Source organism: Methylobacter luteus IMV-B-3098, from assembly GCF_000427625.1.
Taxonomy (GTDB): domain Bacteria; phylum Pseudomonadota; class Gammaproteobacteria; order Methylococcales; family Methylomonadaceae; genus Methylobacter; species Methylobacter luteus.
The window spans coordinates 1,233,367-1,258,929 of record NZ_KE386569.1 but is presented as its reverse complement, the minus strand read 5'-3'; the positions used below and the strand labels follow the sequence as shown (position 1 = coordinate 1,258,929).

At 50.3% G+C, this 25,563-nt stretch carries 26 protein-coding genes; 15 read left to right on the top strand and 11 right to left on the bottom strand.

Annotated elements, in window-relative coordinates; translation table 11 throughout:
- Positions 1-430: 430 nt before the first annotated feature.
- The 3 genes from METLU_RS26660 to METLU_RS0107675 form a co-directional block, all read right to left on the bottom strand.
- Positions 431-1,540: a transposase gene (locus METLU_RS26660; protein WP_196806519.1), complete on the bottom strand. Its 1,110-nt coding sequence runs from the start codon at positions 1,538-1,540 to the stop codon at positions 431-433.
- Positions 1,503-1,682, bottom strand: a complete 180-nt coding sequence (locus METLU_RS28305) for a hypothetical protein (protein WP_196806518.1) — start codon at positions 1,680-1,682, stop codon at positions 1,503-1,505. The genes METLU_RS26660 and METLU_RS28305 overlap by 38 nt, the downstream gene beginning before the upstream one ends.
- A 98-nt stretch (positions 1,683-1,780) precedes the next feature.
- Positions 1,781-2,506: an SDR family NAD(P)-dependent oxidoreductase gene (locus METLU_RS0107675; RefSeq protein WP_027157708.1), complete on the bottom strand. Its 726-nt coding sequence runs from the start codon at positions 2,504-2,506 to the stop codon at positions 1,781-1,783.
- A 149-nt stretch (positions 2,507-2,655) separates the two neighbouring features.
- On the opposite strand from METLU_RS0107675, the gene METLU_RS0107670 reads away from it, so the two are divergent.
- Positions 2,656-3,015, top strand: coding sequence for a DUF2784 domain-containing protein (locus METLU_RS0107670; protein ID WP_027157707.1), 360 nt, complete (start codon positions 2,656-2,658; stop codon positions 3,013-3,015).
- Positions 3,016-3,308: 293 nt separating this feature from the next.
- On the opposite strand, the gene METLU_RS0107665 is transcribed toward METLU_RS0107670, so the two are convergent.
- Together METLU_RS0107665 and treZ are read right to left on the bottom strand one after the other, a co-directional pair.
- The gene (locus METLU_RS0107665; RefSeq protein WP_027157706.1) at positions 3,309-3,491 is read right to left on the bottom strand and encodes a PLDc N-terminal domain-containing protein; all 183 of its coding nucleotides are present in this window, start codon (positions 3,489-3,491) and stop codon (positions 3,309-3,311) included.
- A gap of 213 nt (positions 3,492-3,704) precedes the next feature.
- Positions 3,705-5,552 carry a malto-oligosyltrehalose trehalohydrolase gene (gene treZ / locus METLU_RS0107660; RefSeq protein WP_036242934.1) on the bottom strand — a complete coding sequence of 616 codons (1,848 nt, stop codon included), beginning with the start codon at positions 5,550-5,552 and terminating at the stop codon, positions 3,705-3,707.
- Positions 5,553-5,991: 439 nt separating this feature from the next.
- On the opposite strand from treZ, the gene METLU_RS0107650 reads away from it, so the two are divergent.
- A complete protein-coding gene (locus METLU_RS0107650; protein WP_027157704.1) occupies positions 5,992-6,207 on the top strand; it encodes a DUF2905 domain-containing protein in 216 nt (71 codons plus the stop codon).
- A gap of 161 nt (positions 6,208-6,368) precedes the next feature.
- Here METLU_RS0107650 and METLU_RS0107645 read toward each other — a convergent pair whose 3' ends face one another.
- Both METLU_RS0107645 and METLU_RS28300 read right to left on the bottom strand, forming a co-directional pair.
- Positions 6,369-7,640, bottom strand: coding sequence for a DEAD/DEAH box helicase (locus METLU_RS0107645; RefSeq protein ID WP_331271264.1), 1,272 nt, complete (start codon positions 7,638-7,640; stop codon positions 6,369-6,371).
- 72 nt (positions 7,641-7,712) lie between these two features.
- A complete protein-coding gene (locus METLU_RS28300; protein ID WP_196806643.1) occupies positions 7,713-7,964 on the bottom strand; it encodes a hypothetical protein in 252 nt (83 codons plus the stop codon).
- Between METLU_RS28300 and METLU_RS0107640 the strand changes: the two genes are divergently transcribed.
- On the top strand, positions 7,951-8,583 hold the full coding sequence (locus METLU_RS0107640; protein ID WP_407939061.1) for a rhomboid family intramembrane serine protease: 633 nt from the start codon (positions 7,951-7,953) through the stop codon (positions 8,581-8,583). The genes METLU_RS28300 and METLU_RS0107640 overlap by 14 nt on opposite strands.
- 133 nt (positions 8,584-8,716) lie before the next feature.
- On the top strand, positions 8,717-9,043 hold the full coding sequence (locus tag METLU_RS0107635; protein WP_027157701.1) for a hypothetical protein: 327 nt from the start codon (positions 8,717-8,719) through the stop codon (positions 9,041-9,043).
- Positions 9,044-9,140: 97 nt separating this feature from the next.
- On the opposite strand, the gene METLU_RS0107630 is transcribed toward METLU_RS0107635, so the two are convergent.
- From METLU_RS0107630 to uvrA, 4 genes are all read right to left on the bottom strand, one after another.
- A complete protein-coding gene (locus METLU_RS0107630; protein ID WP_231383569.1) occupies positions 9,141-10,703 on the bottom strand; it encodes a phospholipase D family protein in 1,563 nt (520 codons plus the stop codon).
- Between the two features lie 191 nt (positions 10,704-10,894).
- The gene (locus METLU_RS0107625; RefSeq protein WP_027157699.1) at positions 10,895-11,710 is read right to left on the bottom strand and encodes a DODA-type extradiol aromatic ring-opening family dioxygenase; all 816 of its coding nucleotides are present in this window, start codon (positions 11,708-11,710) and stop codon (positions 10,895-10,897) included.
- A 9-nt stretch (positions 11,711-11,719) separates the two neighbouring features.
- The gene (locus METLU_RS0107620; protein ID WP_027157698.1) at positions 11,720-12,124 is read right to left on the bottom strand and encodes a hypothetical protein; all 405 of its coding nucleotides are present in this window, start codon (positions 12,122-12,124) and stop codon (positions 11,720-11,722) included.
- A 125-nt stretch (positions 12,125-12,249) separates the two neighbouring features.
- Positions 12,250-15,066: an excinuclease ABC subunit UvrA gene (gene uvrA / locus METLU_RS0107615; protein WP_027157697.1), complete on the bottom strand. Its 2,817-nt coding sequence runs from the start codon at positions 15,064-15,066 to the stop codon at positions 12,250-12,252.
- 196 nt (positions 15,067-15,262) lie between these two features.
- Between uvrA and METLU_RS0107610 the strand changes: the two genes are divergently transcribed.
- The 11 genes from METLU_RS0107610 (at position 15,263) to alaC (ending at position 25,557) form a co-directional block, all read left to right on the top strand.
- The gene (locus tag METLU_RS0107610) at positions 15,263-16,621 is read left to right on the top strand and encodes an MFS transporter (RefSeq protein WP_036243608.1); all 1,359 of its coding nucleotides are present in this window, start codon (positions 15,263-15,265) and stop codon (positions 16,619-16,621) included.
- 394 nt (positions 16,622-17,015) lie between these two features.
- Positions 17,016-17,570 carry a tetratricopeptide repeat protein gene (locus tag METLU_RS0107605; protein WP_081679044.1) on the top strand — a complete coding sequence of 185 codons (555 nt, stop codon included), beginning with the start codon at positions 17,016-17,018 and terminating at the stop codon, positions 17,568-17,570.
- Positions 17,571-17,911: 341 nt separating this feature from the next.
- Entirely contained in the window at positions 17,912-18,844 is a 933-nt protein-coding gene (gene prmB / locus METLU_RS0107600) for a 50S ribosomal protein L3 N(5)-glutamine methyltransferase (RefSeq protein ID WP_027157694.1), read from the top strand.
- The gene (gene aroC, locus METLU_RS0107595; RefSeq protein ID WP_027157693.1) at positions 18,844-19,932 is read left to right on the top strand and encodes a chorismate synthase; all 1,089 of its coding nucleotides are present in this window, start codon (positions 18,844-18,846) and stop codon (positions 19,930-19,932) included. The genes prmB and aroC overlap by 1 nt, the downstream gene beginning before the upstream one ends.
- Positions 19,933-20,008: 76 nt before the next feature.
- The gene (locus tag METLU_RS0107590) at positions 20,009-21,166 is read left to right on the top strand and encodes an MFS transporter (RefSeq protein ID WP_027157692.1); all 1,158 of its coding nucleotides are present in this window, start codon (positions 20,009-20,011) and stop codon (positions 21,164-21,166) included.
- 82 nt (positions 21,167-21,248) lie between these two features.
- Positions 21,249-21,863, top strand: a complete 615-nt coding sequence (locus METLU_RS0107585) for a MotA/TolQ/ExbB proton channel family protein (RefSeq protein ID WP_027157691.1) — start codon at positions 21,249-21,251, stop codon at positions 21,861-21,863.
- Positions 21,863-22,300, top strand: coding sequence for an ExbD/TolR family protein (locus METLU_RS0107580; RefSeq protein WP_027157690.1), 438 nt, complete (start codon positions 21,863-21,865; stop codon positions 22,298-22,300). Before METLU_RS0107585 ends, METLU_RS0107580 begins: the two co-directional genes overlap by 1 nt.
- Positions 22,297-23,295: a tetraacyldisaccharide 4'-kinase gene (gene lpxK / locus METLU_RS0107575; RefSeq protein WP_027157689.1), complete on the top strand. Its 999-nt coding sequence runs from the start codon at positions 22,297-22,299 to the stop codon at positions 23,293-23,295. Before METLU_RS0107580 ends, lpxK begins: the two co-directional genes overlap by 4 nt.
- Positions 23,288-23,479 (top strand): Trm112 family protein, encoded by a 192-nt coding sequence (locus METLU_RS0107570; protein ID WP_027157688.1) that lies wholly within the window; start codon positions 23,288-23,290, stop codon positions 23,477-23,479. Before lpxK ends, METLU_RS0107570 begins: the two co-directional genes overlap by 8 nt.
- Positions 23,476-24,246: a 3-deoxy-manno-octulosonate cytidylyltransferase gene (gene kdsB / locus METLU_RS0107565; protein ID WP_027157687.1), complete on the top strand. Its 771-nt coding sequence runs from the start codon at positions 23,476-23,478 to the stop codon at positions 24,244-24,246. The genes METLU_RS0107570 and kdsB overlap by 4 nt, the downstream gene beginning before the upstream one ends.
- 126 nt (positions 24,247-24,372) lie before the next feature.
- Positions 24,373-25,557, top strand: a complete 1,185-nt coding sequence (gene alaC / locus METLU_RS0107560; protein ID WP_027157686.1) for an alanine transaminase — start codon at positions 24,373-24,375, stop codon at positions 25,555-25,557.
- Positions 25,558-25,563: the final 6 nt, after the last annotated feature.

Here is a 25,563-nt window from a genome sequence, read left to right as displayed (position 1 = left end):
TCGCGAGTCAACTGGTGTTCAATACCATAAGTCGATTGAAACATAATGGAGTCAACTAGCACGTTCGCGCCCATGGGCGCGAACGTGACCTTCCTTACTGAATTATCAGGTTCAATGCTGGCGCTTGATTCAATGACAGGCGATCGAGGCTGAAAACCAGGTTTGAAAGTTCCCAAAAAAACGAGCTGGAAGCCGGGCCAAAATTAGCCGGTTAAAAATTGATCTAAAGTGATGCCATCCGTGACGAAAGATGAGTATTTAAATCAATATATTAATTATATCATAGACATAATTAATCCTTACCTTATCCGCATCCGCCTTCATAATGTTTATCACATTACCACATGATGATGCTTATAAAATTAAAGAATATTATATCATAGACATTTTAATTAAAAAGTTTCCCCATCAACCAATAGTTCGAACACTTTTACGCAGCAATCGTCCCATAATCACTGAATTCGTCAAATAGTTGGGCTATTTTTTCGCACTCTCCGCTCAGGCCTAACTTGTCGAAAAGGCGTAACAGCAAGTGTTGATTGAATTTTTTACGTTTCCAGGAGGCAATGGAAATCACCGTTTCCTGCGTCGTCTGTTTTTGACGTCGATATTCAAGCTTCAAGAGATTCAGCGCTGTCAATGACGCATTGGTATGCATCTGTATCGCTTCTTTACAGCGGGCTTGGCAATCCATGAGCCCGGTATATTGTTTGGCATCACGAAACAAAAATTCGATTTGAAAACGCGCTTTATAGTAGTGAAGGATTGTGACAGGATCCAGAGCCGCATCCGTTGAGAACAGAAGCGCATGGCCTTCTTTGACTTTTTGCCTGTTATGAAGCAAGACAACCCGGAGGTTTCGCTTAAAGCGTTTGCAATAGACCACCTGGCTGTACAGGTCGACACCGCCCTCCAGTGTGAGGTGATAGCCAAAACGCGCTTTCTCGGACACGATGTCGACTTTTCCGTCGTATTTTTTCGGGCGTCCACAGCCTTTATAGTCGCCTGGGTAAAGCCAGTACAAATCCGCATCAATCCGCAGTTTACCGACCAAATCAAACGCTTGTTCGCAAACCGCATCAATAAATTTCACCTTGCTGTAATAGCTGTCGGCGGCCAGATAGCGTATTGAAGCCTTTTTCAACGCCGGGGCAACCTCGCGAAAATGCCGGGCATAGAGGTCCACCCGGCTCTGTTCTTCAACATCCACGGTTTGTCGGGCATCAATGGCATAGGCGGTATTGGCATTCAAATCAACGAGTGAAATAAGCGAAATCTCCAAGCCTTTTTCAGCTTTGCCTGCCTGGCTATGGTAAAAGTACCCCAAACCCTCTGTGTGCTTCCCGCTTTTTTTCATAAAACTGGCATCAATGGCGGCTATCCGTTCGTGAGCTTCGGGCAATTCATGAGCAAGTAATCGGGCATTGAAGTGAGTAAAATCAAAGGCTCGACGGGACCAACGCGAAAAACGTTTTTCATGCATTTCGCTGTAGCGGCTTAGGTTACGAAACGTCGCCTTGCCTTGAAACAATCTCAACACTGAAAACAACCCCATCAGAAATAGTCTTTGCGGCTTTTTGACGCTGGACATTGAGGTTAAAACTGAGTTTACTATCTCTTCCATGAGCTGATTTCTGGGGTTGTTCGATGTCGGAAACCGTATTATCCCAGAGTTTGCTCATGGTTCTACTCCATTAAAACTGTCCGAAGTATTGATCAACTAACAAGGAGAACTGAATAATCAGTTTTGGGCTTTAAGCATCAAGTCAATCCATTGAGATTAGTACTCCCAGGCACCGGCAACAGTAATCAATGAACCGGTCATCGATTCCGGGCTATTCCAAACCAGCCATGCAGCAGTTTGGCCTATTTCGTCGGGGCGCACAGGGCGACCATAGGGGATTTGACTTGCCATTTGCTGACGCTCTTCCGCACTGATATGACCTTCCTCGACAAGTCCGGGGCAGATCGCATTAACGCGCACTTTGTGCGGAGCAAGAGCGACAGCCAGACTTTTAGTTAATGCGGCAACACCCGTTTTAGCAGCGCAGTAACCGGTCGACATCGTCCATGCTTTGATGTTTTCCACGCCGGAAAAGGCAAAATTGATGATCTGGCCTTGGTTACGACGCAGTTCATTCAGTGCATAATGAGTGGTGTTAAAGCAGGTATGCAGGTTCAGATTAATATCATCGAACCATTCTTTCGGAGTGACCTCCAGAATGTCTTTATACGTAAAAGGGCCGACGATATTGATTAAGACGTCAAGCGAGCCAAATGCCGCCAAGGTCTGAGCAATCAGAGACTCGGCTTGACTGGGCTCTGTCAGATCGCATTGAAAAAGGCGGTTTTGGACATTTTTTTCATCCAGCCAAGCTTGAAGCTCACTAACTTTAGCTTGATTTGAATAATAATGTAGAGCCAATTGCAATGGATGGTTGGACAAGGCTTTTGCAACGGCTATACCAATATCCGAATTACTGCCCGTTATTAAAATTGTCTTCATAAAATAATTGTCGTGCTGAGTAGGGAAGGGACTATTGTAATGCTGTTACCCACTTAAATTTAAAAGATAGCCGAATGTAAGCAAAATTCATGAACGAGGCGATTCCGTCAGACTCCAAGCCAATTCAAGTGCCTCATTAAGGAGAGTCAATGTCAAATCAATTAGTTGCCGATCTGGTCGTACTGCTGCATTTTTCCTTCATTTTATTTGTCGTTTTCGGCGGCCTGTTCATCTTCAAATGGCGGTGGCTCGCATGGCTTCATTTACCGGCTGCCGCATGGGGGGCATTTATCGAACTCAGCGGCGGCATTTGTCCTCTGACACCGCTTGAAAACAAGCTTAGATCCGCTGATGGAGATACTTATTCCGGCGATTTTATCGATCATTACATCATGCCAGTAATTTATCCCACTGGATTAACCCATCAAATACAAATCACATTCGGAATAATCGTCCTGATTCTCAATAGCATCATTTACGGATTGTGGCTCATCCGCAAGGCGCGATAAAAAACATTGAAATATCCCTTCGTTCTCATCCTGGGAAGCCAGTGGAAAAAACTACCAACTTCACTATAAAGTTGATGGCACAGGCTATGAGAAATATAAAATAAAAAGTTTATTATATCATAGACATATTGTAAATAATTTTACACGCCAGTCGTGTTAGGAAGATGCCGCATGTAAAGTGACTTCTTTCAAAATAGAAGAAAAAAAGCCAGACGGAAAGGTTTTAGTCCCGTTGTCATCGAGGCTAAAACCCAAACTACTGGCTAAGCTTCTATCTCCATTTAACAAATCAATTAATCACCTTTCGGCCCTGCAAACCACCAAATTATCAAACCCACAACAGGCAGCAGTAAAATCAAAATCACCCATAAAACCTTCGCTCCAGTTGAAGCAGCACTTTTTACAATGCTAATTATGGCCCAGATATCCAGGACGAGTACGATAAAACCTAGAAAACCGCCAACTTCAATATCCATATTTCCTCCTAAACAGGTTCGTTTTCATTAAGATAAACTGTTCTGCCTTATCTGGTTCAAACTCTACGCTTAAAAACAGATGAGTTCTGTACGGTAGCACACATTGCTGAGCTTTCATCATTTTTGAGCATTCTTTTATTCAAGTTATTAACTGGCCATCAACAACGTAACCGGAGTGGCATCAGGAATCGCCTTGACCGGCGCCATGACCGTTCAGCCTTCAGCTAACAGCCAGACTACTGACCAAGGGGGTAGTGTGTATGGCGGCTGAAGATCGGCTATCGCTGTATCGGTTCTGAAAATGACTTCACCAGTGCTGGGGCTATCGATCGTCACCGATTCATCGCCTAGATTGGCGATTAACTCCAGTTGCGAATCATCGGCCAATCGCCAGTTCACCGTTAATGCTCGCTCGCTTAATAACCGATACTCTGCTTGCCCGCCGGCCATGCCGGATAGACGCGGCTGAACGTACTGCCGGCGCAGATCCAACAGGTGCCGGTGGTAATCCAGCCATTGCCGGTGAGACGGTTGCTCCAGTTCATGCCAGTCCAGTTTTGCTGACAGAAAAGTGTCGATCTGATTGGGCAGCGGTATGTTCAGCGAGTCATTAAAGTCCGGGAAGCGCGCAAATTCCCGGAGCCGGCCTTGTATGACTTTCTCACTCAGTTCTGCCGTGAAATCGACGAAATAAGGGAAGGGCGTAGATGCGCCCCATTCCTGTCCCATAAACAAGAGAGGTATGGACGGTGCCAGCAGAATAATCGCCGTGGCCGCGCGCAACGCTTTCGGGGAACATAACGCGGAAAGGCGCTCCGCGAAAGCACGGTTGCCAATCTGGTCATGATTCTGCAGAAAAACCACGAAGGCCGTAGGCGGCAGATCGGCGCTCGGTTCGCCACGCGGTCTGCAGTCCCGATAGGAGGAGATTTCTCCCTGGTAGGCAAAACCTTCGGTCAGGCAACGGGCGAGATGTTCAAGCGTATGCTCGGCATAGTCCTGATAATAACCGCTGGTTTCGCCGGTCAGCAGCACATGCAGCACGTGATGAATATCGTCATTCCATTGGGCATTGTAATGGCTGTTATGCTGCTTCGCCGGGGTTGGCCTTAAATAATGTGCGGCATTGTTGTCGTTTTCCAGAACCAGATGAATATGGCGGTCATAACCATGAGCATGGCGCACCTCCTGGGCCAGATACTCAAAAAGTGGCGGACGGGCAGGATCGGAGTCATCGAAAATAGCATGGACGGAATCGAACCGCAGCCCGTCAACATGGTATTCTTCGAGCCAGTACAAGGCGTTATGAACAAAAAAGTTGCGCACCCAGGTACTACCGGGGCCGTCAAAATTGATCGCGTCGCCCCAGGGTGTTTGATGACGGTCGGTAAAAAATGCCGGCGCATACTGATTCAGGTAATTGCCTTCGGGGCCGAAATGATTGTAAACCATGTCCAGAAAAACCATTAGGCCCCTGGCGTGCGCCGCCTGTATGAAATCCTTCAGATCGTTCGGCGTGCCATAAGCCGTGGCCGGGGCGAAAGGCAGCACGCCATCGTAGCCCCAATTGCGGGTGCCGGGAAAGTCCGCGATCGGCATGAGCTGCAGAGCCGTTACTCCCAGTTCGGCCAGATAATCGAGCTGCTGCCTGGCGGCGGCAAATGTGCCCTCGGCCGTGAACGTGCCGATATGCAGCTCGTACAGGACGACTTCTTCCCAGGGTCGTCCTTGCCAGTCCTGATCCTGCCAGTCCCAGTCGTTGGGATCGACGATCTGGCTGGCGCCATGCACGGTTTCCGGTTGATAGCGCGAGGCCGGATCAGGAACATAAACAGCCTCGTTAATACAGTATTGATAGTAATAAGCGCTACTGCCATGCTCGGTGATAATGCCGAACCAACCTTCGTCTTCCGGTGTCATCGGCAGATGTTCTTCAGGATCCAGCCCTAGCAGACTGAGCTCGACTTTGTCGGCCCCCGGCGCCCACAAGCGAAAACGCACCCGGCCGTCATCCATGAGTTGCGCGCCGAAAGGCATCAGATGGCGGCGCTTGACAGCCATCAGCCCAGCTCGATACAGTCAACGGCGCCATATTGCAACGCGAACATCAATGTCAGATGTTCGCGCAGCTGGCGGGTCAGCAGGAAATTTTCACGCACAAAGTTTTTCACGGTAATCCCCATTTCCCTGGCTTTTAAGTGTGCAATCTTTAATCGTGAAGCGGGGGTTGTCTTGCGCCATTGCCGCTGCTTCAGTGGATGGATCGGTTATTGCCATAGCCCCTCTAAAATAGCTGTTGGTGCCTTCAGCAAATGGGCGAGTTTGCCTGCCACCTGCTTGAAGCCTCCAGGTAGCATGAATTGTCAGGTAAAATAGCCTATTGAATAGAAAAATAAAATTCGCATTAACGCCTAAGTAAACATACCGACTAAGAGCGCAGTAATAAGTGGTTATAATCGCAGAATTAAAAACAGTGGCTTAGCGTAATGGAGGGCAACCTATGACAACCGGTAAAGTATTGATGATCATTGGCGTCATCCTGATCGTTGCCGGGCTTGTTTTCAATTATGCTCCCGGGCTGATCAATTGGTTTGGCAAGCTGCCCGGTGATATTCATATCAGGGATGAAAAACGGGTTATTTTTTTTCCGATTACCTCGATGATCATCGTCAGCCTGATTTTGACGCTGATTATCAATCTGATTTTTCGTAAATGACTGGACGTTATTGTTATGCAACGGCTGACCTGCGAGGGCATGATTATTCAGGCGATGAGGAGACGTCATGAGTTGTATGACGCTCGGTTTAACGAAGACTTAAACCGAGCGATTTTGTAAATCAGGCAGCCCGATAAATCGGCCGTCTGATTTTTTACTGATTAATCAGTGGGGACTTGCTCTGTGGAAGGCTTATTGCTTGGGGCGCGGCGTTTGCCGATATTTTTCTTGTCGCGATGACGCATTTTGGCCTTTTTGACAGCTTCTTTTTTAGGTTCTTTTTTTGTCTTGCTGCCTGCGGCTTTTCCTGAGGCTTTAAGTTTTTTAGGACCTTTATACTTGCCTTCCATTTCCTTGATCGTGCGGCGTTTAAACTTCTGTTTTAAAAAACGCTCGATGCCGGCCATTAAATTCCATTCGGTACTTTTCACCAGGGCAATCGCCAGACCCAGTTCGTCGGCGCGTCCCGTTCTGCCGATGCGATGGATATAGTCGATGCCGGTTCTCGGCATATCGAAATTAATCACCAGATCGATGCCTTTTACATCGAGACCGCGCGCCGCGACATCGGTGGCAATCAGAATGTTGATATCGCCCTGCGTATACAATTCCAAAACACGGTTACGGTCTTTCTGATCCAGATCGCCGTGCAGCACGCCGACACGGAGCTTCTGGCCCCGCAACGGGCCGCGCAGACTGTCGGCCTGAATTTTGGTGTTGGTAAATACCAGCGCCTTGTCATAGGTTTCGTTCAGCAGCAGCCAGGCCAGCAGTTTCTGTTTGTGATCATTGTCGTCGGCCAGAACAATTTGCTGCTCAATATTGCCGTGTTCGTCGTGCAGGCTGTTTAAGGCGACCACTTCAGGTTTTTTCAGTACCTGAGCGGCTATTTTCGTGACGCCTTGATGAGCCAGCGTTGCGGAAAGCAGCAGCGTTTGTCTTTGCGCATTGCAGTGCTCAACGATGGACAAGACGTCGTCGCTAAAACCCATATCCAGCATACGATCGGCTTCATCCAGCACCAGCACTTCCAGCTCATCAAAATCGGGCGCGTCCTGCTCCAGCAGTTCCAGGAGCCGTCCAGGTGTGGCAATGATGATCTCGGGATGTTTGCGGAAGGTTTTCTGCTGTTGTTTGAAGTCATCGCCGCCGGTAATCAGGCCGGCTTGCAGCTCGGTGAATTCGCACAAGTGCCTGCATTGCTGAAAAATCTGCCGCGCGAGTTCCCGGGTCGGCGCCAGCACCAGTGCACGTGTTCCTGCATGCGAAGCGGGAATCGTCAGCAAATGATGCAAGGTCGGCAGCAGGAAGGCGGCTGTTTTGCCGCTGCCGGTCTCGGCGCTGACCAGCAGGTCTTTATGTTGCAGGGCTGGTGGAATAGTCTGCACTTGAGTCGGCGTGGGCTGCTCAAAGCCCAGTTTGCTTGACGCCATGAGCAAACGCTCGTCAAGGGATAAATCTGAAAAGGATAGGGGGGTGTCTATTGAAGTCGGTTGCATGGATTGTTAACGGTAGCCGCAAGGCAAAGATGAGAAGAAGCTATTTTTTCCGGCATTATAAACTTTTTGGTCCAAGGGCTTATCAATAAATGCAGATTCATTGCTCATCAGTATTTTTAACTGATAAGCTTGAGCTAGGAATACCAGGATTACTCGGTAATTAAAATCAACAATAGGGGAAGCAATGATACCAATTAGAGATACAGCGCCCTGCAATATAAGGCCTTGGGTGACCTGGGGATTAATGGCTATCTGCATTATTATTTTTGTTGCCATGCAAGTGATGCCGAATGAGTTGAGTTACCGGCTTATTTATCTGTATGGCATGGTGCCCATCCGTTATTCAGATCCGCAATGGGGCGTCAGTTTCGGTTTGCCGGAAGACTATTATTTGTCTTTTTTGACCAGCCTGTTCCTGCATGGAAATTGGTGGCACCTGGCCATAAACATGATTTTTCTGTGGATTTTTGCCGACAATGTGGAAGATCGAATGGGACATGGATTTTTCCTGATCTTTTATTTGCTTTGCGGGCTTTGTGCAACATTTCTTCAATGGTATTTCGATCCCCGCCTTGCCATACCGGTTGTCGGCGCATCGGGCGCTATTGCCGGTGTACTGGCGGCTTATTTCTTTCTCTATCCGCTCGCCCGGGTCATCATCTGGGTCCCTTTATTCCTTTTACCGATTGTCATCCATATTCCTGCCATTGCTTTTTTGGGGCTGTGGGTCATTATCCAGTTACACGATGCAACCACGTCAGTCATTTTTGAGGGTGTTACGGTCGATGTGGCCTGGTGGGCGCATTTAGGCGGCTTTGTGACGGGTACTATCCTGTATCGGTTGTTTATTCGAAATGAGTTGGCGGAAGAAAAATAAATTATTTTGACGGCTTTAAGGTATAATTGCCGATCTCAAAAAGTGGGGCTTTTTGATAAAAAATCAATGAAAGTCAGAACGCTTTCTGACTAAAAAAGGCTTCTTAAGTTCTATCAGGAAATTAAAAAATAATATGAAAAATATTAATGTTGCATTGGTAAGGCTGCTTCAATTTGTAGTTTTTGTACTGTTCACGTTCATGGTATTGGCCTATTTCGGCGCCATGGTGTTATTGCCGCTGGATGCGATTGCACTGCTCATAAAACTCATGTCGGCCATTGGCCTTAACGGTTTTATCGCGGCTTTTATCGCTGTTCCGGTTGTTGGCTATTTGGTCATGGTGGTTTACAAGATACCTGGGCTTGGCAAAATGGTAGTCGATACAGGCGTTGATCTGGTAACCACAGGCAAATCAAGAGTTGAAGCGTTTAATGAAATTGCCAGTTCAGTAAAAGGTTAATTTCCGTTTTTACCCTATCGGGTACAAAAAAGGCGTGTCGGACAGGTTCGACACGCCTTTTTTATGTTCCGCTGTGGACTTTTACATCCCATCCCGGTCATAAAAGCCACTCGATCGGCAACCATGACAGAAAAGAGACCATGGCACGTTGCCAAAAATTCGTGCCGGGCTCCGTCTCATGCCGTACCGACTTTCCATCCCGATTCTCAAGCCAATACAAGTTCCCGTTATCGGACAGGCGTACCTCATAGGCATTCTCGGGAATGCCGCCATCGAATATAGCGTCGATCTGTTTTGCCAATGTCGGGCTATCGATCACAAAGCCCAACTCGGTGTTCAGTTTTGCCGAACGAGGATCGAAATTGAACGAGCCGATGAAAATGCTTGAATGATCCACCGAAAATGTTTTTGCATGCAGGCTCGAACCCGAACTGCCCAGTATGCCGGTTCTCCGATCTCTCTCGGCTTCCGGGGATAACAGCCTTGTTTCATAAAGCGTGATGCCGGCCTCCAGCAGCGGTTTGCGCCACTTCGCATAACCGGCGTGTACGACAGGCACATCCGTGGCCTCCAGGGAATTGGTGAATACCTTGATGTCCACACCCCGACTGGCTAGAGCCACAAACGCATCGACGCCTGCGGCGGTCGGCACGAAGTAAGGCGAAACAAGCTCCACTTCAGCTTCCGGTTCGCCGATGATCTCGTTAAGCTCATGGGTCAGGTGGGAGTCTTTCGAGACCGGGCCAAGTCCTTTGCCCGGATCGTCGCTGACCATACGGGTTACAACCCATTCCTGTTCCAGGTTTCCCTGAACCAGTTTACGGACCACAGCCGAGTTACGTCTCGTATCCATATAAGCCACGGCGGCCGGATCGCTCTCGACCATCGATGCGGCCGATGCAAGCTCTTTGATCATGGCAGGGTCAGCGGGCGACAATATACGATCGATGGGATATGACGATTCGCTGGCCCAGTATCGGTCAAAATCGTTTGACACCTCCTTGACGACTGCCCCCACGGCCATGACGTCCAGATCGGCGAATAACACGCCCTCCGCCGCGCCGAAGTACTCGTCCCCGACATTGCGGCCGCCGATGATCGTGGCCTGGTTATCGGCGGTAAAGGACTTGTTATGCATGCGCCGGTTCGCCCGTGAGAAGTCGGTGATATAACCGATCACGCGCGGCTTGCGGATCATGAACGGGTTGAACAGGCGAACTTCGATATTCGGGTGGGAATCAAGCGCCATGAGCATTGCGTCGAGCTCGGAAGAGGTGTTGTTGTCGTCGAGCAATAGCCGCACGCGCACACCGCGGTCAGCCGAGGCATGCAGGGCTTCGAGCAACAGGATGCCGGTCATGTCCCAATGCCAGATGTAATACTGGATATCAAGGGTACGCTCGGCGGCCTGAGCCAATAAAGCCCGCACGGCAAACGCATCGTGCGCGTTCGGAAGCGGGTGAATGCCGGACTTTCCGGGATGCGCCTCAATGGATGATGAAATCGCCTTGCCGAGCCGGGTGGCATTGGACTCGGTATCGGAAAGCGCCGTGGAAATACTTCGGCCGTCGAGCGACGGTAGCGGGGTGCATCCTCCGATCAGACCTGTGGCCAGGCAAAACATCAAAATATGCCGCGTAATGCTTCCGCGTGCGTTCATGGCATCGTCCATCTGCCAGCCGGTTTATGCATATCAAAGTACCTTCAGGTCGGCGGTGGCGACCGCCGAGAGTTCGCGATTATTGTTTTGTTATCACAACATTCGACACAATCGCTCGGCTTTTGTTCGGTGCGGGATTTTAATGGGGAGATCGTCGCTCGGTGAAAGGAGATGGCGGCAATCGCTCTGCTTCACCAGAGATAAGCGCTCGCTTTTTTTTCCATTATTTCGAATCTGAATACTTGCCTGGCCGCTGAGCCGGCGATGCCATAGCAGACATGTAAAGGCAACAGGTGATCTTCTCTCGGATGGCAATACCTTGCGGCCGGAGCGCTTTCCCAATTGATCAGCCTATGCTCTCTCTCAGACTCGCTTAACTGACGGCTTGAACAGGTGTCAATCAGCCACCGCTCGAAGGCTTCATTCATGGCTTGCGTTTCCTTTGTCGATGGCGCAAAAAACGCCCGGAGATTATGGAACGAAAACCCGGAACCGATGACAAGCACATTCTCCTCCAACAGCCCGACCAAGGCTTTGCCAATCCGGATGTGCTCATCAGGCCGCAAGCTCTTGACCAGGGACAATTGAACGCAAGGAACGTTTGCGTCAGGGTACATGATCTTCAACGGCACGAATAAACCGTGATCAAAGCCTCGCTGGTCCGTGAGGCTTGCGTCAATGCCATGGCTTTTCAAGAGATCGAATATCTTGCCCGCAAGCATGGGGGCGCCTGGCGCTGGATATTCGATCCTATAGGATTCCTCCGGGAACCCGTAATAATCATAGATCAAGGAAGGGGACGCCCCGCTGGTAATGGTTGGTTTGTCTTCTTCCCAGTGGGCGCTGATCACTAAAATAGCCGAGGGATTGCCAAGAACAGGCGTCACTTTTTTAAGCAGAGCTATCATTTCCTTGTGCGCTTCGTCGCCGAGCAAGGGAAGGGGGCCGCCGCCATGGGAAAGGTACAAAACCGAACCCTTCGGAGTACTGTTTGATTTGTCGCTCATGAGTCGGAGCTACTTAATTTCTTCGATCGTAAAGCGCTGGTAACGATGCGCAAAATCAAACGGCACGCGACGGATGACGTTCATCGCGCGCGCTGCTTCCGTATCGCTGGGCGCATAGATCAGCAAGAACGCGGAGCCTTGCTTGGCGGCTTCCAGATGGGCTTTTACCGCTTCATCACTCCAGCCCAATCGCGCCAGAAAGCCCTTATTATCAGCAAGATTACGTTGTGCCGCATCAGCCACTTCTTTGCATGTATAAAACTCGCAATCGGCCTGGTCATACCCGCCGGCCATGAGATCTTGCTGTACCTGCCGCGCATCCTCCTGTTTCGGAAACGCGACGACGAGATAGCCGAGCGGATAAAATATACCGAAGTCGGTGCCTGGTTTATTCTCTGATGTCTGATTGCTCATGACTCATCCTCTCTCTATAGCGTTATGTTAATGGTTCGCCTTTGGAAAGCATCAGCAAATCTGACAGTGGGCGTGGGGGCTAAGTTTCCGTTGAATCCTTGCAGGCTGACGTCGGCCCATACCGATCATTCAAAAAAACGCTTCAGATAAACTCCGGTATGTGAGGCCGGGTTTTCGGAGATTTGTTTCGGCGTGCCTTCGGCCACCAGCGTGCCGCCGCCGTCGCCGCCTTCGGGGCCCATATCGATGACCCAGTCCGCCGTCTTGATGACGTCCAGGTTATGCTCGATGACGATGACCGTATTGCCGTGATCGCGCAGAGTATGCAAGACCGACAATAACTGCTTGATATCGTGGAAATGCAGCCCCGTAGTCGGCTCATCGAGAATATACAAAGTCTTGCCGGTATCGCGTTTGGAGAGTTCCTTGGCGAGCTTGACGCGTTGCGCTTCGCCGCCGGACAGGGTTGTCGCGTTTTGCCCCAGGGTAATATAGCTCAGGCCGACTTCGGTCAGCGTATCGAGTTTACGGGCAATGGACGGAACGGCGCTGAAGAAGGCCGCCGCGTCTTCGACGGTCATGTCCAGCACTTCATTGATGGTTTTGCCTTTGTAGCGTATCTCCAGCGTTTCGCGATTGTAGCGCTTGCCATGGCAGATGTCGCAGTTGACAAAGATGTCGGGCAGAAAGTGCATTTCCACCTTGATGACGCCGTCGCCTTTACAGGCTTCGCAGCGGCCGCCCTTGACGTTGAAGCTGAACCGGCCGGGCGTATAGCCGCGCGAGCGCGATTCAGGCGTGGCGGCGAACAATTCCCGTATTGGCGTGAACAGGCCGGTATAGGTGGCCGGATTCGAGCGTGGCGTGCGCCCGATCGGGCTTTGGTCGATATCGACAACCTTATCGAAGTAGTCCAGTCCTTCGATGGCATCGCAAGGGGCGGGGATGGCGCCTGCGCGGTTGATTAAACGCGCCGCGTGGCAGTACAGCGTATCGTTGATCAATGTCGACTTGCCGGACCCGGACACGCCCGTGACACAGGTCAGCAGGCCGACAGGGAAGGCGATGTCGACATTTTTCAGATTATTGCCATGCGCGTTGCGCACGACGATTTGTTTATCTGTATCGACAGGCGTCAAGGAATCGGGCACGGCAATGTCGATCTTGCCCGATAAATACTGGCCCGTCAGCGAGTCTTCGCTAGCGAGAATATCCGCCAGTGTGCCCTGGGCGATGACACGTCCGCCATGCACGCCCGCGCCGGGGCCGATATCGACGATGTGCTGGGCCGAACGAATGGCGTCCTCGTCGTGCTCGACCACGATCACGGTATTGCCCAGATCGCGCAGGCGGAACAAGGTGTTCAGCAGGCGCTGATTGTCGCGCTGGTGCAGGCCAATCGAGGGCTCGTCCAGCACGTACATGACGCCGACCAGACCTGCTCCGATCTGGCTGGCCAGGCGTATGCGCTGCGCTTCGCCGCCGGACAGCGTTTCGGCGCTGCGGTCCAGTGTCAAATAATCCAGTCCCACGTTGACCAGAAACTCCAGCCGTTCCTGGATTTCCTTGACGATTTTTACGGCGACCTCGCCGCGTTTGCCGCTCAGGTTAAGGTGACTGAAGAAATCCAGCGATTTGCGGATAGGGAAGCGCGTCAGATGATGGATCGGCAGGTCTTCGATGAAAACGTTTCTGGCCGCGATATTGAGCCGCGCGCCATCGCAGACGTTGCAGGTCTTGTTGGACAAATATTTCGCCAGCTCTTCCCGGACCATCTGAGAGTCGGTCTCGTGATAGCGCCGCTCCATGTTGGCGATGATGCCCTCGAAGCTGTGACGCCTTTTCTTGGCGCCGCCGGTGCCGGTCAGGAACTTGAACTCGATGGTTTCATTGCCGCTGCCGTATAGAATCATGGACTGGATATCGCCGGGCAATTGCGAAAAAGGCACTTCCGGGTCAAAGTCGTAATGCCTGGCCAGCGAGCAAATGATCTGGTAATAATAGGCGTTGCGCCGGTCCCAGCCGCGAACCGCGCCGCCGGCCAGGCTGATGTCGGGATTGTGAATAATCAGCTCGGGATCGAAGTGCTGCCGCACGCCCAAGCCGTCGCAACTGCCGCAGGCGCCTTTGGGGTTGTTGAACGAGAAGATGCGCGGCTCCAGTTCGTTCAGGCTGTATCCGCAATGCGGGCAGGCATAGCGCTCGGAGAACAGCAGTTCCGTACCGTCATCCATGCATGCGGCAATAACGATGCCGTCGGCCATGCGCAGGGCGGTCTCGAATGATTCGGCCAGTCTTAAAGCGATATCGTCGCGGATCTTGAAGCGATCGACGATGACCTCAATGGTGTGTTGCTTTCTTAGATCCAGTGCCGGCGCTTCGTCCAGATCGCACACGACGCCGTCGATGCGGGCGCGAATGAACCCCTGCGCGCGCAGGTCGTCGAGCAACTGGGTATGTTCGCCTTTGCGCTGACTGACGACCGGCGCCAACAGCATCCAGCGTTGATCCTGAGGCTGGGCAAGAACCTGATCGACCATCTGGCTGATCGTTTGCGCTTCCAGCGAAACCTGGTGCTCGGGGCAGCGCGGCGTGCCGGCGCGCGCGTACAGCAGTCTCAGATAATCGTAGATTTCCGTAATCGTGCCGACGGTTGAGCGTGGGTTGTGCGAAGTCGATTTCTGTTCGATCGAGATGGCCGGCGACAGGCCTTCGATATGGTCGACATCGGGCTTTTCCATCATCGATAAAAACTGACGGGCATAGGCGGAAAGCGATTCTACATAACGTCTTTGGCCTTCGGCATAAATCGTGTCAAAAGCCAGTGATGACTTGCCTGAACCGGAAAGGCCGGTGATGACGATAAGTGAGTCCCGGGGCAGATCGAGATCGATATTTTTCAGGTTATGCGTTCTGGCTCCGCGGATGCTAATGATATCCATCGAATGATTCCGTCAATCTAAACAACCGCATAATATACGTTCAAAAACGGCCTAATACAAACTAACTCAGAAAGCGCTTGGGTATGGCACAAATACGTGAATGCGCCGAAATGATTGCTATAATGGGCGACTTTTAAGCGCAACGATTACAAAGGAGAAATTGGTTTTGACAAAAGTGCAGGACATTACGAGTCCGATGAGCCCATCGGAAAAACGCGCCACCTGGTCTTTGGCCAGCATTTATGCCTTCCGCATGCTCGGCCTGTTCCTGATTATGCCGGTCTTGTCGTTATTCGCCGAGCAGCTTGAGGGAGCGACACCTTCATTAGTCGGTCTGGCCATTGGCATTTACGGCATCAGCCAGTCGCTTCTGCAAATTCCTTTTGGCTTGCTATCGGATCGGTTTGGCCGCAAAAAAATCATTGTCATCGGTTTATTGCTGTTTTTTGCCGGCAGTGTGGTTGCCGCCGTTTCCACTACTATCCATGGCGTTCTGCTGGGCCGGGCCATACAGGGAGCTGGCGCGGTAGCCGCCGCCATCATGGCTTTGGTGGCCGATTTGACACAGGAAGTGCACCGCACGAAAGCCATGGCGCTGATCGGCGCCAGTATCGGCGTATCCTTTGGCGTTGCCATCACTGCCGGTCCCGTGATTGCGAGTTTTATCGGCGTGCACGGCATATTCTGGCTGATTGCGGGACTGGCATTGCTGGCTATATTGATCATCCTATTTGTAGTGCCCAATCCCCGGCAATCCAAAAAACATCGCGATGCGGAACTCGTGCCGACGCAATTTTCGCATGTGCTGAAAAATGCTGAATTACTGCGGTTGAATTACGGCATTTTTATCCTGCATGCCATTCTGACGGCCAGCTTTGTCATCGTGCCTTTACTGATGCGTGATGCCGGCTTGTTACCCGCCCAGCACTGGCAGGTCTATCTGCCCGTATTCATTACCTCCATGGCCGTTATCGTTCCATTCATCATACTGGCAGAAAAAAAACGCAAGATGAAAGGCGTTTTTATAGGCGCCATTGCTGCACTTGTGCTGGCTGATCTCGGCTTGATGCAGTTCAACAGCCTGCCTGCCATAATTGGATTCCTCTGGTTGTTCTTCTGCGGTTTTAATCTATTGGAAGCGACCTTACCGTCATTAATCTCCAAAACCGCACCGGCTGATTTGCGAGGCACAGCCATGGGCGCCTATTCGACCTGTCAGTTTCTGGGCGCGGGAATAGGTGGCGCGGCGGGTGGCTGGTGTTATGGCGAGTTTGGCGCCAGCGCGGTATTTTTATTTTGCGCCGCCGCTGCCGGCAGCTGGCTGCTTTTATCCTTCAGCATGAAGCCGCCCCGTTATTGGGCGAACCTGCTCATTTCACTGGAAAAGCTGACGGAGCAGGAAGCCAACGAATTTATGGCGGAGATGATGAAAATTATTGGGGTAGAAGAAGTGACCTTACATTACGAAGAGGCGGTCGCTTATCTCAAAGTAGACAATCAAAAGCTGGACAGGGATAACCTGCAATACTTGATTTCAAGCTATACCAATGCCTGATCCAGTTTATTCGTCAAGATATGAAAGTTGTTAAGCGTGGCATTGAATTTAAGGCGGCAATTAGTAGAAAATTCGGAATGCCTTTATAATCCCGAGGAGTGACAGTCCTTTCAGGAAAATATCCGGGTACAATGTCCCTATGAAATCTGAAAAGCTGATGCTCGACGCTATTTTACAAGGTAAATCCGTAGATGAGGCACTTGGGTAAAAAGAAGCTCATCAGCGGAACCAATCAAATAACATAGAGCTATTTTAATATAAAATGTCAATGCCAATTAAACGACTTGTTTTAGTTTGTTCCCTACCTACTTTGATTACAGGCTGTGCCGAGTTTTATGGTTCTCAGCGGCCAGCGCCGGTATATGGAAGGCAACCGGATATCCATGTCAGCACTGTGCCCAAGCCGAAGCCTCCCAAGACTATCAAACAGGCTAAACGCCCGGCGGCTCCGATCGTAGAAACCCAACCACTTAAAGACTTCGGCCCGATCACTACAGCGCCGCTGGAAACAATGCCGCCGATAGAATCAGTCCCAAGTACTGATGTACCTTCATATCCGGAGCCTGCCGCCCCTCCCGCAGTGCATACGGAAACGATACAACCGTTGGAACCGGTAGCTCTTCTGTCGCCATCGCCGGCTGTAGGCGCTCTTGTTTCAGCAGCAGACCAAAACAGTCAGTCAGGCAACCTTGACTCGGCCGTCGCTGTCATTGAGCGCGCCATCAGAATAGAGCCCCGCAACGCAGTCTTGTTTTATAAACTGGCGGAGTTAAGGCTCAAGCAATCCAAGCCGCGCCTGGCGGAAGACCTGGCGAAAAAATCGGCATTGTTGGCGTCCAAAGATACGCGTTTGAAAAGACAAAGCTGGCTATTAATCGCCAATGCCAGGGTGATGCAGCAGGATTTCGACGGCGCCAGAAAAGCGAGAGCCAAAGCCGCGAGTTTTTAAGGAGATCACATCTTCAAAATCGGCGGATAAGCCGCGCGCAGATTTCCTTACTCGATTCGACGAGATCTTTAGGACTGGAAAAACAATATCAGGATGATTATCGACACGGGTCAAAATAGGCCGATGTCTATATCATGATCAACTCGGCCAGCATGGTTCTAGGATCAAAACCGGTAACTTGATGGGCAGTCAAGGCACTGATAGCATCAACATGACTACTGCGTGTCCGTAATATTTTGCGTATGAATTGTTTGTTGAATATTCGGACAGGCCACAAAAGTTTAGTTTAAAATCCCCGTTTTAATTGAGATTGATGTTCTCTCTATATTTCCTGTTAATCAATGAAAACAACACCATCTGATGTTTTAACCACACTGTCGACCATTCGTGATTATATCCGCTGGGGCGCCAGCCGGTTTACCGAAGCCGGAATCTGTTTCGGACATGGCACGGCGACAGCGCTGGACGAAGCTGCGGCTCTGGTCCTGCATACCGTTCATCAACCCTATAATCTGTCTGATGCTTATCTGGAGACTATTTTAACGCTAAAAGAACGTCAAAACGTCATAGATATCATCGACAGGCGCATCATCGAAAGAAAGCCGGCCGCTTATTTGACCCATGAGGCTATTTTTGCGGGTTTGTCGTTTTATGTCGACGAGAGAGTGTTAGTGCCGAGATCGCCGATCGCCGAGTTGATCGAGCAGCGATTCGAGCCCTGGGTGGAGGAAGATCTGGTCGAGCGCATCCTGGATTTGTGCACCGGCAGCGCCTGTATCGCTATCGCCTGTGCTTATGCATTTCCCGACGCCTATGTGGATGCGGTCGATTTGTCTGACGATGCGCTGGTCGTTGCTGAAATGAATGTGGCGAAACACCAGATCGCCGATACGGTGACGCTGTATCAATCGGATTTATTCAAGGAACTGCCTGATCATCGCTATGACATCATCGTCAGCAATCCGCCTTATGTCAGCCATGCCGAATGGGAGCAGTTGCCTGCCGAGTTTCGCGCCGAGCCCGACATGGGTTTTAAAGGCGGCGAATCAGGGCTGGATATCGTGCTGCGCATTCTGGCTGAAGCTGGCCGTCATTTGACGGAGCAGGGCATTTTGATCGTGGAAGTCGGCAGCAGCGCGGAAACATTGCAATACGCATTCCCTGAGGTGCCTTTTTACTGGCTGGCTTTTGAGCGCGGCGGAGATGGCGTGTTCTTGCTGACGGCTGAACAGGTTAATCAATATCACGAACTATTCTTAGCGGCTTTAGCATAATGTCTGGAAATACCATAGGAAAATTATTTACTGTCACCACGTTCGGTGAAAGTCATGGCCCTGCCTTGGGTTGTATCGTTGACGGCTGCCCTCCGGGGCTGTCATTGACCGAAGCCGACCTGCAAGAGGATCTGGATCGCAGAAAACCCGGCACATCCAGACACACGACACAACGCCGCGAAGCCGATGAAGTTAAAATCCTGTCCGGCGTATTCGAGGGCAAGACGACGGGCACGCCTATCGGACTTCTGATTGAAAATACCGATCAACGCTCCAAGGATTATTCAAAAATCGCCGACAGTTTCAGGCCCGGGCACGCTGACTATACCTACCAGCACAAGTACGGCATCAGGGATTACCGCGGCGGCGGCCGTTCATCGGCCCGCGAGACGGCCATGCGCGTAGCGGCCGGCGGCATCGCCAAAAAATATCTGAAAGAGCAGGCCGGCATCGAGATAAAAGGCTATTTGTCTCAACTGGGGCCTATAAAAATAGAAAAGATCGATTGGGATATTATCGACAGCAATCCATTTTTCTGTCCGGATGCGGATAAAATAGAGGAAATGGAAGCTTACATGGATGCCCTGCGCAAAGAAGGCGAATCGATAGGCGCCAAAGTCAATGTCGTGGCAACCAATGTTCCGCCCGGTCTGGGCGAGCCTGTTTTTGACCGGCTCGATGCCGATCTGGCTCATGCATTGATGAGCATCAATGCCGTAAAAGGCGTGGAAATAGGCGACGGCTTCGCTTGCATTGACAGCAAAGGCACGCAGTTTCGCGATGAAATCACGCCGGACGGCTTCTTGAGCAACCATGCGGGCGGCATTCTGGGCGGCATTTCCAGCGGTCAGGCGATTGTTGCCAGTATCGCGCTGAAGCCTACGTCCAGTCTGCGTTTGCCTGGTAAAAGTATCAATCGTCAAGGCGAAGCCGTTGAGGTGATTACGGAAGGCCGTCATGATCCATGCGTCGGCATTCGCGCAACGCCGATAGCGGAAGCGATGGTGGCGATCGTGTTGATGGACCACTTGTTGCGGCATCGGGCGCAGAACGCCGATGTCCATTCAGGATTGCCGGTTTTAAGATAAGCCGTTGTCAATAACCACCAACATTAACGCCACAAGCTATGAAGCCATAGCTTGTGGCGTATAAATAAAGACTTTCATGTCTGTTCCTTACTGGCGTCTGTCAGGGTTCTACTTTTTTTATTTCGCAACATTGGGCGGTTTTTTGCCTTATTGGAGCCTCTATCTGAAAGATAGCGGCTTCAATGCCGATCAGATTGGCGAACTGTCGGCGCTGCTGGTTGGCACCAAAATCATTGCGCCTAATCTGTGGGGATGGGTTGCCGACTATACCGGCAAGAGTCTGCGCATTATCCGCATCGCCTCGCTTTTCGCCGCCGTGATCTTTGCCGGCTTTTTAATCGATCGCGATTATCTCTGGTTTGCCTGGTTTACCATCGGTTTCAGTTTTTTCTGGAATGCCGCTTTGCCGCAGTTTGAGGCGGTAACGTTATTTCATTTAAAGAGCGACCCTCATCGTTATAGCCAGATCAGACTATGGGGGTCAGTCGGATTTATTGCCACTGTGCTGGGCATAGGCTGGTTGCTGGAAAAGCAGCCCATCTCAATGCTTCCGGCTGTCATTACCGTTTTGCTGGCTTTAATCTGGATCGTTACCTTAATGACGCCGGATGCCCATGCCTCAGACCGCGAGACTGAGCCTGTCGGCCTTATGCAGATCCTGAAAAAGCCGGAAGTTTTAGCCTTTTTAATCGTTTATCTGCTGCTGCAAATTGCTCATGGCCCTTACTATGTTTTTTATTCCATTTATCTGAAGCAATATCATTATTCGACAACAATAACGGGAATACTTTGGGCTTTAGGCGTCTGTGCGGAGATCGTTTTATTTATTTACATGAGGCGCTTGTTAAAGCGTTATTCATTGCGGCATATTTTGCTGTTCAGCATCGTGCTGGCTGTCGCCCGTTGGCTGATGATCGCCTGGTGTACGGATAACTTATGGTTGCTGATCTTTGCCCAGTTGCTGCATGCCGCTACATTCGGCTCAGCTCATGCTGCGGCTATTCATTTGGTTCATCTTTATTTCGGTCGGCAGCATCAGGGTAAAGGCCAGGCTTTATACAGTAGCCTGAGTTACGGGGTAGGCGGCATGATGGGCAGTCTCTACAGCGGTTATTACTGGGAATCCATGGGCCCCGCATTCGTTTATTCGATGGCGGCCGTAGCTTGCGGCTTTGCCTTTATCATCGCTTATCTATGGATTGGCTTTGAAAATACTCAACGGTCGCCACTTTAGGTTAAAATGGCACTGATACAGTGTGTAACCTATACTTGTGCATGTGGTTTTTAGTTAACAATACTGACTTTTAGGAAATAACGTGTTTGAAGTGATAAAAAATGGCGGCTGGATGATGCTGCCAATCATTCTATGTTCAATTGGCGCAATGGGTATCATTGCTGAACGTTTGTGGTCTCTACAAAAAAAGAAGATTTTACCGCCGGATCTCGTTCCGCAGGTATGGAATCTGTTTCGCGAAGGCAAGCTTGATAAAATGGCTCTTCATCGTTTGAAAACCAGTTCGCCTCTGGGATGCATTCTGGCCGCAGGCCTCGCCAACATCAATCATGGACGCGAAGTCATGAAGGAATGTATTGAAGAAGCTGGCCGCCAGGTTGTGCATGACCTGGATCGTTTTCTTAATGCTTTGGGCACTATTGCCTCAATTGCTCCATTATTAGGCTTATTAGGCACGGTGTTCGGCATGATTGAGGTTTTTTCCGGCATTATGATACATGGTGTCGGTGATCCGAATGCCTTGGCGGGGGGGATTTCTGTCGCACTGGTCACGACGGCAGCTGGATTGACTGTCGCCATTCCCAGCCTGATTTTTTACCGTTACTTTGAAAGACTGGTCGATGAATATGTCGTCAATATGGAAGAGGAAGCGTTAAAACTGATCGAAGTCCTGCACGGAGAGCGTGAGGAGGCCTGATGAATTTTCGCCGTAAAAAAAGGGAAACGCCTGAAATCTCCATGGCGCCCATGATCGATGTAGTCTTTTTGTTGCTGCTTTTCTTCATGGTAACAACTACTTTCAATCGACAAACAGAAGTCAATGTGAAGCTGCCGGAGGCCAATGGAGCTGAAGCTGAAGCGCATGAAAAGATGATTACCTTAATTATCGATGCGGATGGTGTTTATTACCTGAAAGGCGAAGATGGTCTGCCGCATGAACTGGTTAATCAGAAAATAGATACGTTAAAACAGGAATTACATAAAATTGCAGCACATTCCTCCCAACTGCCTTTTGTTATCAATGCTGACGGCAAGACACCGCACCAGGCTGTCATTTCGGCTCTGGATAGTGCGGGCCAGGCAGGTTTTACGCATATCACGTTTGCAACGCAAGAATCGAAGACTGGGAAATGAAAAAAACGCTGGCTCGATGGGCGCAGGATATCTGGTATAAAGATCAGTTTATCGGCGTATGGCTGTGCCCATTGGGCTTTCTGTTTTGTGATCTGGTCAGATTTCGCAGATTCTTGTATCGCCTGGGCATGTTGAAAAAACAGTCCATGCCTGTTCCGGTTATTGTCGTGGGCAATATCACGGTAGGCGGGACGGGTAAAACGCCGTTCGTGATCTGGCTGGCCTTATTGCTTAAAGAAGCAGGTTATAAGCCAGGAATCATTAGTCGAGGTTACGGCGGACTGTCTGAGTCATGGCCCCAGCGGGTTGACCAGAACAGCATCGCTGAACAGGTCGGCGATGAAGCCCTGCTGCTGGCCAGGCAGACGGCTTGTCCCGTAGCCGTTGGCCCCGTCCGTATCGATGCTGCCAATCTGTTGCTGGCACAGACGGATTGCAATGTTATCGTCTCTGATGACGGTCTTCAGCATTATGCACTGGCAAGAGATATCGAGATTGCCATTATTGATGGGGAGCGGCGCTTTGGCAACGGTTATTGTTTGCCTGCAGGACCGCTGAGAGAGCCGATAGAAAGATTGCAAAACGTCGATTTCAGAATTGTCAACGGCGCCGAAAAGGAAGCCGGGGAATATTCCATGCAACTTATCGGCGATCATGCGATCAATCTGGTCACGGGTCAGCAAAAATTATTGCGAGACTTCAGTGGTGTGGAATGTCATGTGTTGGCAGGCATCGGCAATCCCGGGCGCTTCTTCAATCTGTTGACCTCTGCCGGCATATCATGTGCGACACGCAGCTTTCCGGATCATTATAAATTTGAGCGGCATGATGTTGAATTCAATGATGATAAACCGGTATTAATGACCGAAAAAGATGCGGTAAAATGTACCGGTTTTGCAGGGGCTCAGCACTGGTATGTGCCGGTAAAAGCTGTTCTGGAACAAGGTTTTTCCGAACAATTATTAAATTTATTAAAAGCAAAAAACAATGGATAAAAAATTACTCGATATTCTGGCCTGTCCTTTATGCAAAAGCCCACTGATTTACGATAAAGCCAAACAGGAATTAATCTGTAAAGCTGATCATCTCGCTTTTCCTATCCGCGACGACATTCCGGTCATGCTTGAAGATGAAGCGCGCGAATTAAGCCTTGAAGAAATCGACGCTTTACATAAATGAGCCTGCGTTTCAAGGTTGTTATCCCCGCAAGATACGCATCCACTCGGTTGCCTGGCAAACCATTGCTGAACATAGCCGGCAGACCTATGATTGCGCATGTCTGTGAACGAGCGCAAGAAGCTGATGCCGAAGAAATTATCGTCGCAACCGATGACGAGAGAATTCTCCAGACGGTTGATGATCTGGGTATCAAAGCCATCATGACAAACCCTGATCATCAAAGCGGCACGGAAAGAATTGCGGAAGTGGCGAGACTGTGCGGATGGGATCATGATGAGATCATCGTCAATCTGCAGGGTGATGAGCCGCTGATACCCCCGGCTTATATTCGTGAGGTCGCTGCGGCATTAGCCGGTCAACAACAGGCGGGCATAGCCACGCTGGCTGCTGAAATCATCGATAATGAAGAAATTTTCAATCCTAACGCCGTTAAGGTAGTTTTGAATAAAGCCGGTTTGGCGCTTTATTTCAGCCGCGCACCCATTCCATGGGAAAGAGCAAGCTTTACTCATTCCGGCGGCACGCCTTCCGGAAAAATGCCTTATCTCCGGCACATCGGCATGTATGCCTATACGATCGATTTTTTACACCGTTACTGCCAATGGGAAGCGTCCCCGCTCGAGTCGGTGGAATCTCTGGAGCAGCTCAGAATTCTGTGGCACGGAGAACCTATCCGGGTAAAAGTCGTAGCTCAGACGCCGCCTGCGGGAGTCGATACTCCGGAAGATTTAATACGCGTGGAGCGGGCATTGTCCGCACAACGTTAAACTTCGCGATTCCCGTTTCAATACCAGTCTACGGCATTGCCAAATATTTGACATAACTCAGTAACAACAGTACTTTAGGCTGTTTTTTAATTTTTACTTATATACTTGAATTCTCAAGGGCTGTTAATGGAACAATTTCATAGAATAAGTCGCTTACCTCCCTACGTTTTTAACATTGTTAATGAACTAAAAGCCAAAGCCCGTGCAGCCGGAGAGGACATTATCGATTTTGGCATGGGCAACCCGGATCAGCCTACCCCCGATCATATTGTCAAAAAGCTGATTGAAGCGACGCAGAGAGGGGATACGCATCGTTATTCCGTTTCCAAAGGCATCCCCAGACTCAGAAGAGCCATTTGCAACTGGTATAAAAACCGCTTTGATGTCGATCTGGACCCGGAAACCGAAGCCATTGTCACGATAGGCTCGAAAGAAGGTCTCGCGCATCTGGCATTGGCAACTTTAGGGCCTGGCGATATCGTATTGGTGCCCAGCCCTGCTTACCCGATTCATCCTTACGGTGTTGTCATTGCCGGAGCCGATCTTCGGCACATACCCTTAGTGCCCGGCATTGACTTCTTTGAGGAACTGCAGAAAGCCATTATCGATTCCTGGCCCAAGCCGAAAATGCTGATCCTCAATTTCCCCGGCAATCCGACCAGCCAGTGTGTGGAACTGGACTTTTTTGAAAAGATCATCGCTTTGGCCAAAGAGCACAAGATCTGGGTGGTCCATGATATTGCCTATGCCGATATCGTGTTCGATGGCTATAAAGCGCCGTCCATTCTTCAGGTGCCTGGGGCAAAAGATATAGCGGTCGAATTTTTCTCGCTGTCGAAAAGCTACAACATGCCGGGCTGGCGTGTCGGGTTCATGTGCGGCAATAAGCAGCTCGTGTCCGCTTTGGCACGCATCAAATCCTATCTGGATTACGGCACCTTTACGCCTATTCAGATTGCGGCGATTGCTGCGCTGGAAGGTCCGCAGGATTGCCTGATTGAAATTGCCGACATGTATAGAAGGCGTCGCGATGTGCTGTGTGATGGTTTAACTGCAGCTGGCTGGCCGGTTAAGAAGCCTAAGGCTACGATGTTTGTCTGGGCGCCTATTCCGGAACCCTACAAGGAAATGGGATCGTTGGAATTTTCGAAAAAACTGTTAGCGGAAGCTAAAGTGGCGGTTTCTCCGGGCATTGGTTTTGGTCAGCACGGTGATGATCACGTCCGGTTCGGATTAATTGAGAATGAGCACAGAACCCGTCAAGCCGTTCGCGGTATTCGCAATATGTTGAAGAAAGACAACGTTATATAATGTTAA

Excerpts from the sequence above, each read along its gene's own strand:
- METLU_RS0107635 (WP_027157701.1), top strand. The coding sequence starts at position 8,717 with ATGAAAAATATTAATGTTGCATTGGTAAGGCTGCTTCAATTTGTAGTT.
- aroC (WP_027157693.1), top strand. The coding sequence starts at position 18,844 with ATGTCTGGAAATACCATAGGAAAATTATTTACTGTCACCACGTTCGGT.
- alaC (WP_027157686.1), top strand. The coding sequence starts at position 24,373 with ATGGAACAATTTCATAGAATAAGTCGCTTACCTCCCTACGTTTTTAAC.
- METLU_RS0107570 (WP_027157688.1), top strand. The coding sequence starts at position 23,288 with ATGGATAAAAAATTACTCGATATTCTGGCCTGTCCTTTATGCAAAAGC.
- METLU_RS0107580 (WP_027157690.1), top strand. The coding sequence starts at position 21,863 with ATGAATTTTCGCCGTAAAAAAAGGGAAACGCCTGAAATCTCCATGGCG.
- METLU_RS0107610 (WP_036243608.1), top strand. The coding sequence starts at position 15,263 with ATGAGCCCATCGGAAAAACGCGCCACCTGGTCTTTGGCCAGCATTTAT.
- METLU_RS0107665 (WP_027157706.1), bottom strand. The coding sequence starts at position 3,491 with ATGGATATTGAAGTTGGCGGTTTTCTAGGTTTTATCGTACTCGTCCTG.
- METLU_RS28305 (WP_196806518.1), bottom strand. The coding sequence starts at position 1,682 with ATGAGCAAACTCTGGGATAATACGGTTTCCGACATCGAACAACCCCAG.
- METLU_RS28300 (WP_196806643.1), bottom strand. The coding sequence starts at position 7,964 with ATGCAGATAGCCATTAATCCCCAGGTCACCCAAGGCCTTATATTGCAG.
- METLU_RS0107590 (WP_027157692.1), top strand. The coding sequence starts at position 20,009 with ATGTCTGTTCCTTACTGGCGTCTGTCAGGGTTCTACTTTTTTTATTTC.
- uvrA (WP_027157697.1), bottom strand. The coding sequence starts at position 15,066 with ATGGATATCATTAGCATCCGCGGAGCCAGAACGCATAACCTGAAAAAT.
- METLU_RS0107625 (WP_027157699.1), bottom strand. The coding sequence starts at position 11,710 with ATGAGCGACAAATCAAACAGTACTCCGAAGGGTTCGGTTTTGTACCTT.
- METLU_RS0107670 (WP_027157707.1), top strand. The coding sequence starts at position 2,656 with ATGTCAAATCAATTAGTTGCCGATCTGGTCGTACTGCTGCATTTTTCC.
- kdsB (WP_027157687.1), top strand. The coding sequence starts at position 23,476 with ATGAGCCTGCGTTTCAAGGTTGTTATCCCCGCAAGATACGCATCCACT.
- prmB (WP_027157694.1), top strand. The coding sequence starts at position 17,912 with ATGAAAACAACACCATCTGATGTTTTAACCACACTGTCGACCATTCGT.
- METLU_RS0107675 (WP_027157708.1), bottom strand. The coding sequence starts at position 2,506 with ATGAAGACAATTTTAATAACGGGCAGTAATTCGGATATTGGTATAGCC.
- treZ (WP_036242934.1), bottom strand. The coding sequence starts at position 5,552 with ATGGCTGTCAAGCGCCGCCATCTGATGCCTTTCGGCGCGCAACTCATG.
- METLU_RS0107630 (WP_231383569.1), bottom strand. The coding sequence starts at position 10,703 with ATGAACGCACGCGGAAGCATTACGCGGCATATTTTGATGTTTTGCCTG.
- METLU_RS0107645 (WP_331271264.1), bottom strand. The coding sequence starts at position 7,640 with ATGGCGTCAAGCAAACTGGGCTTTGAGCAGCCCACGCCGACTCAAGTG.
- lpxK (WP_027157689.1), top strand. The coding sequence starts at position 22,297 with ATGAAAAAAACGCTGGCTCGATGGGCGCAGGATATCTGGTATAAAGAT.
- METLU_RS0107640 (WP_407939061.1), top strand. The coding sequence starts at position 7,951 with ATGGCTATCTGCATTATTATTTTTGTTGCCATGCAAGTGATGCCGAAT.
- METLU_RS0107620 (WP_027157698.1), bottom strand. The coding sequence starts at position 12,124 with ATGAGCAATCAGACATCAGAGAATAAACCAGGCACCGACTTCGGTATA.
- METLU_RS0107650 (WP_027157704.1), top strand. The coding sequence starts at position 5,992 with ATGACAACCGGTAAAGTATTGATGATCATTGGCGTCATCCTGATCGTT.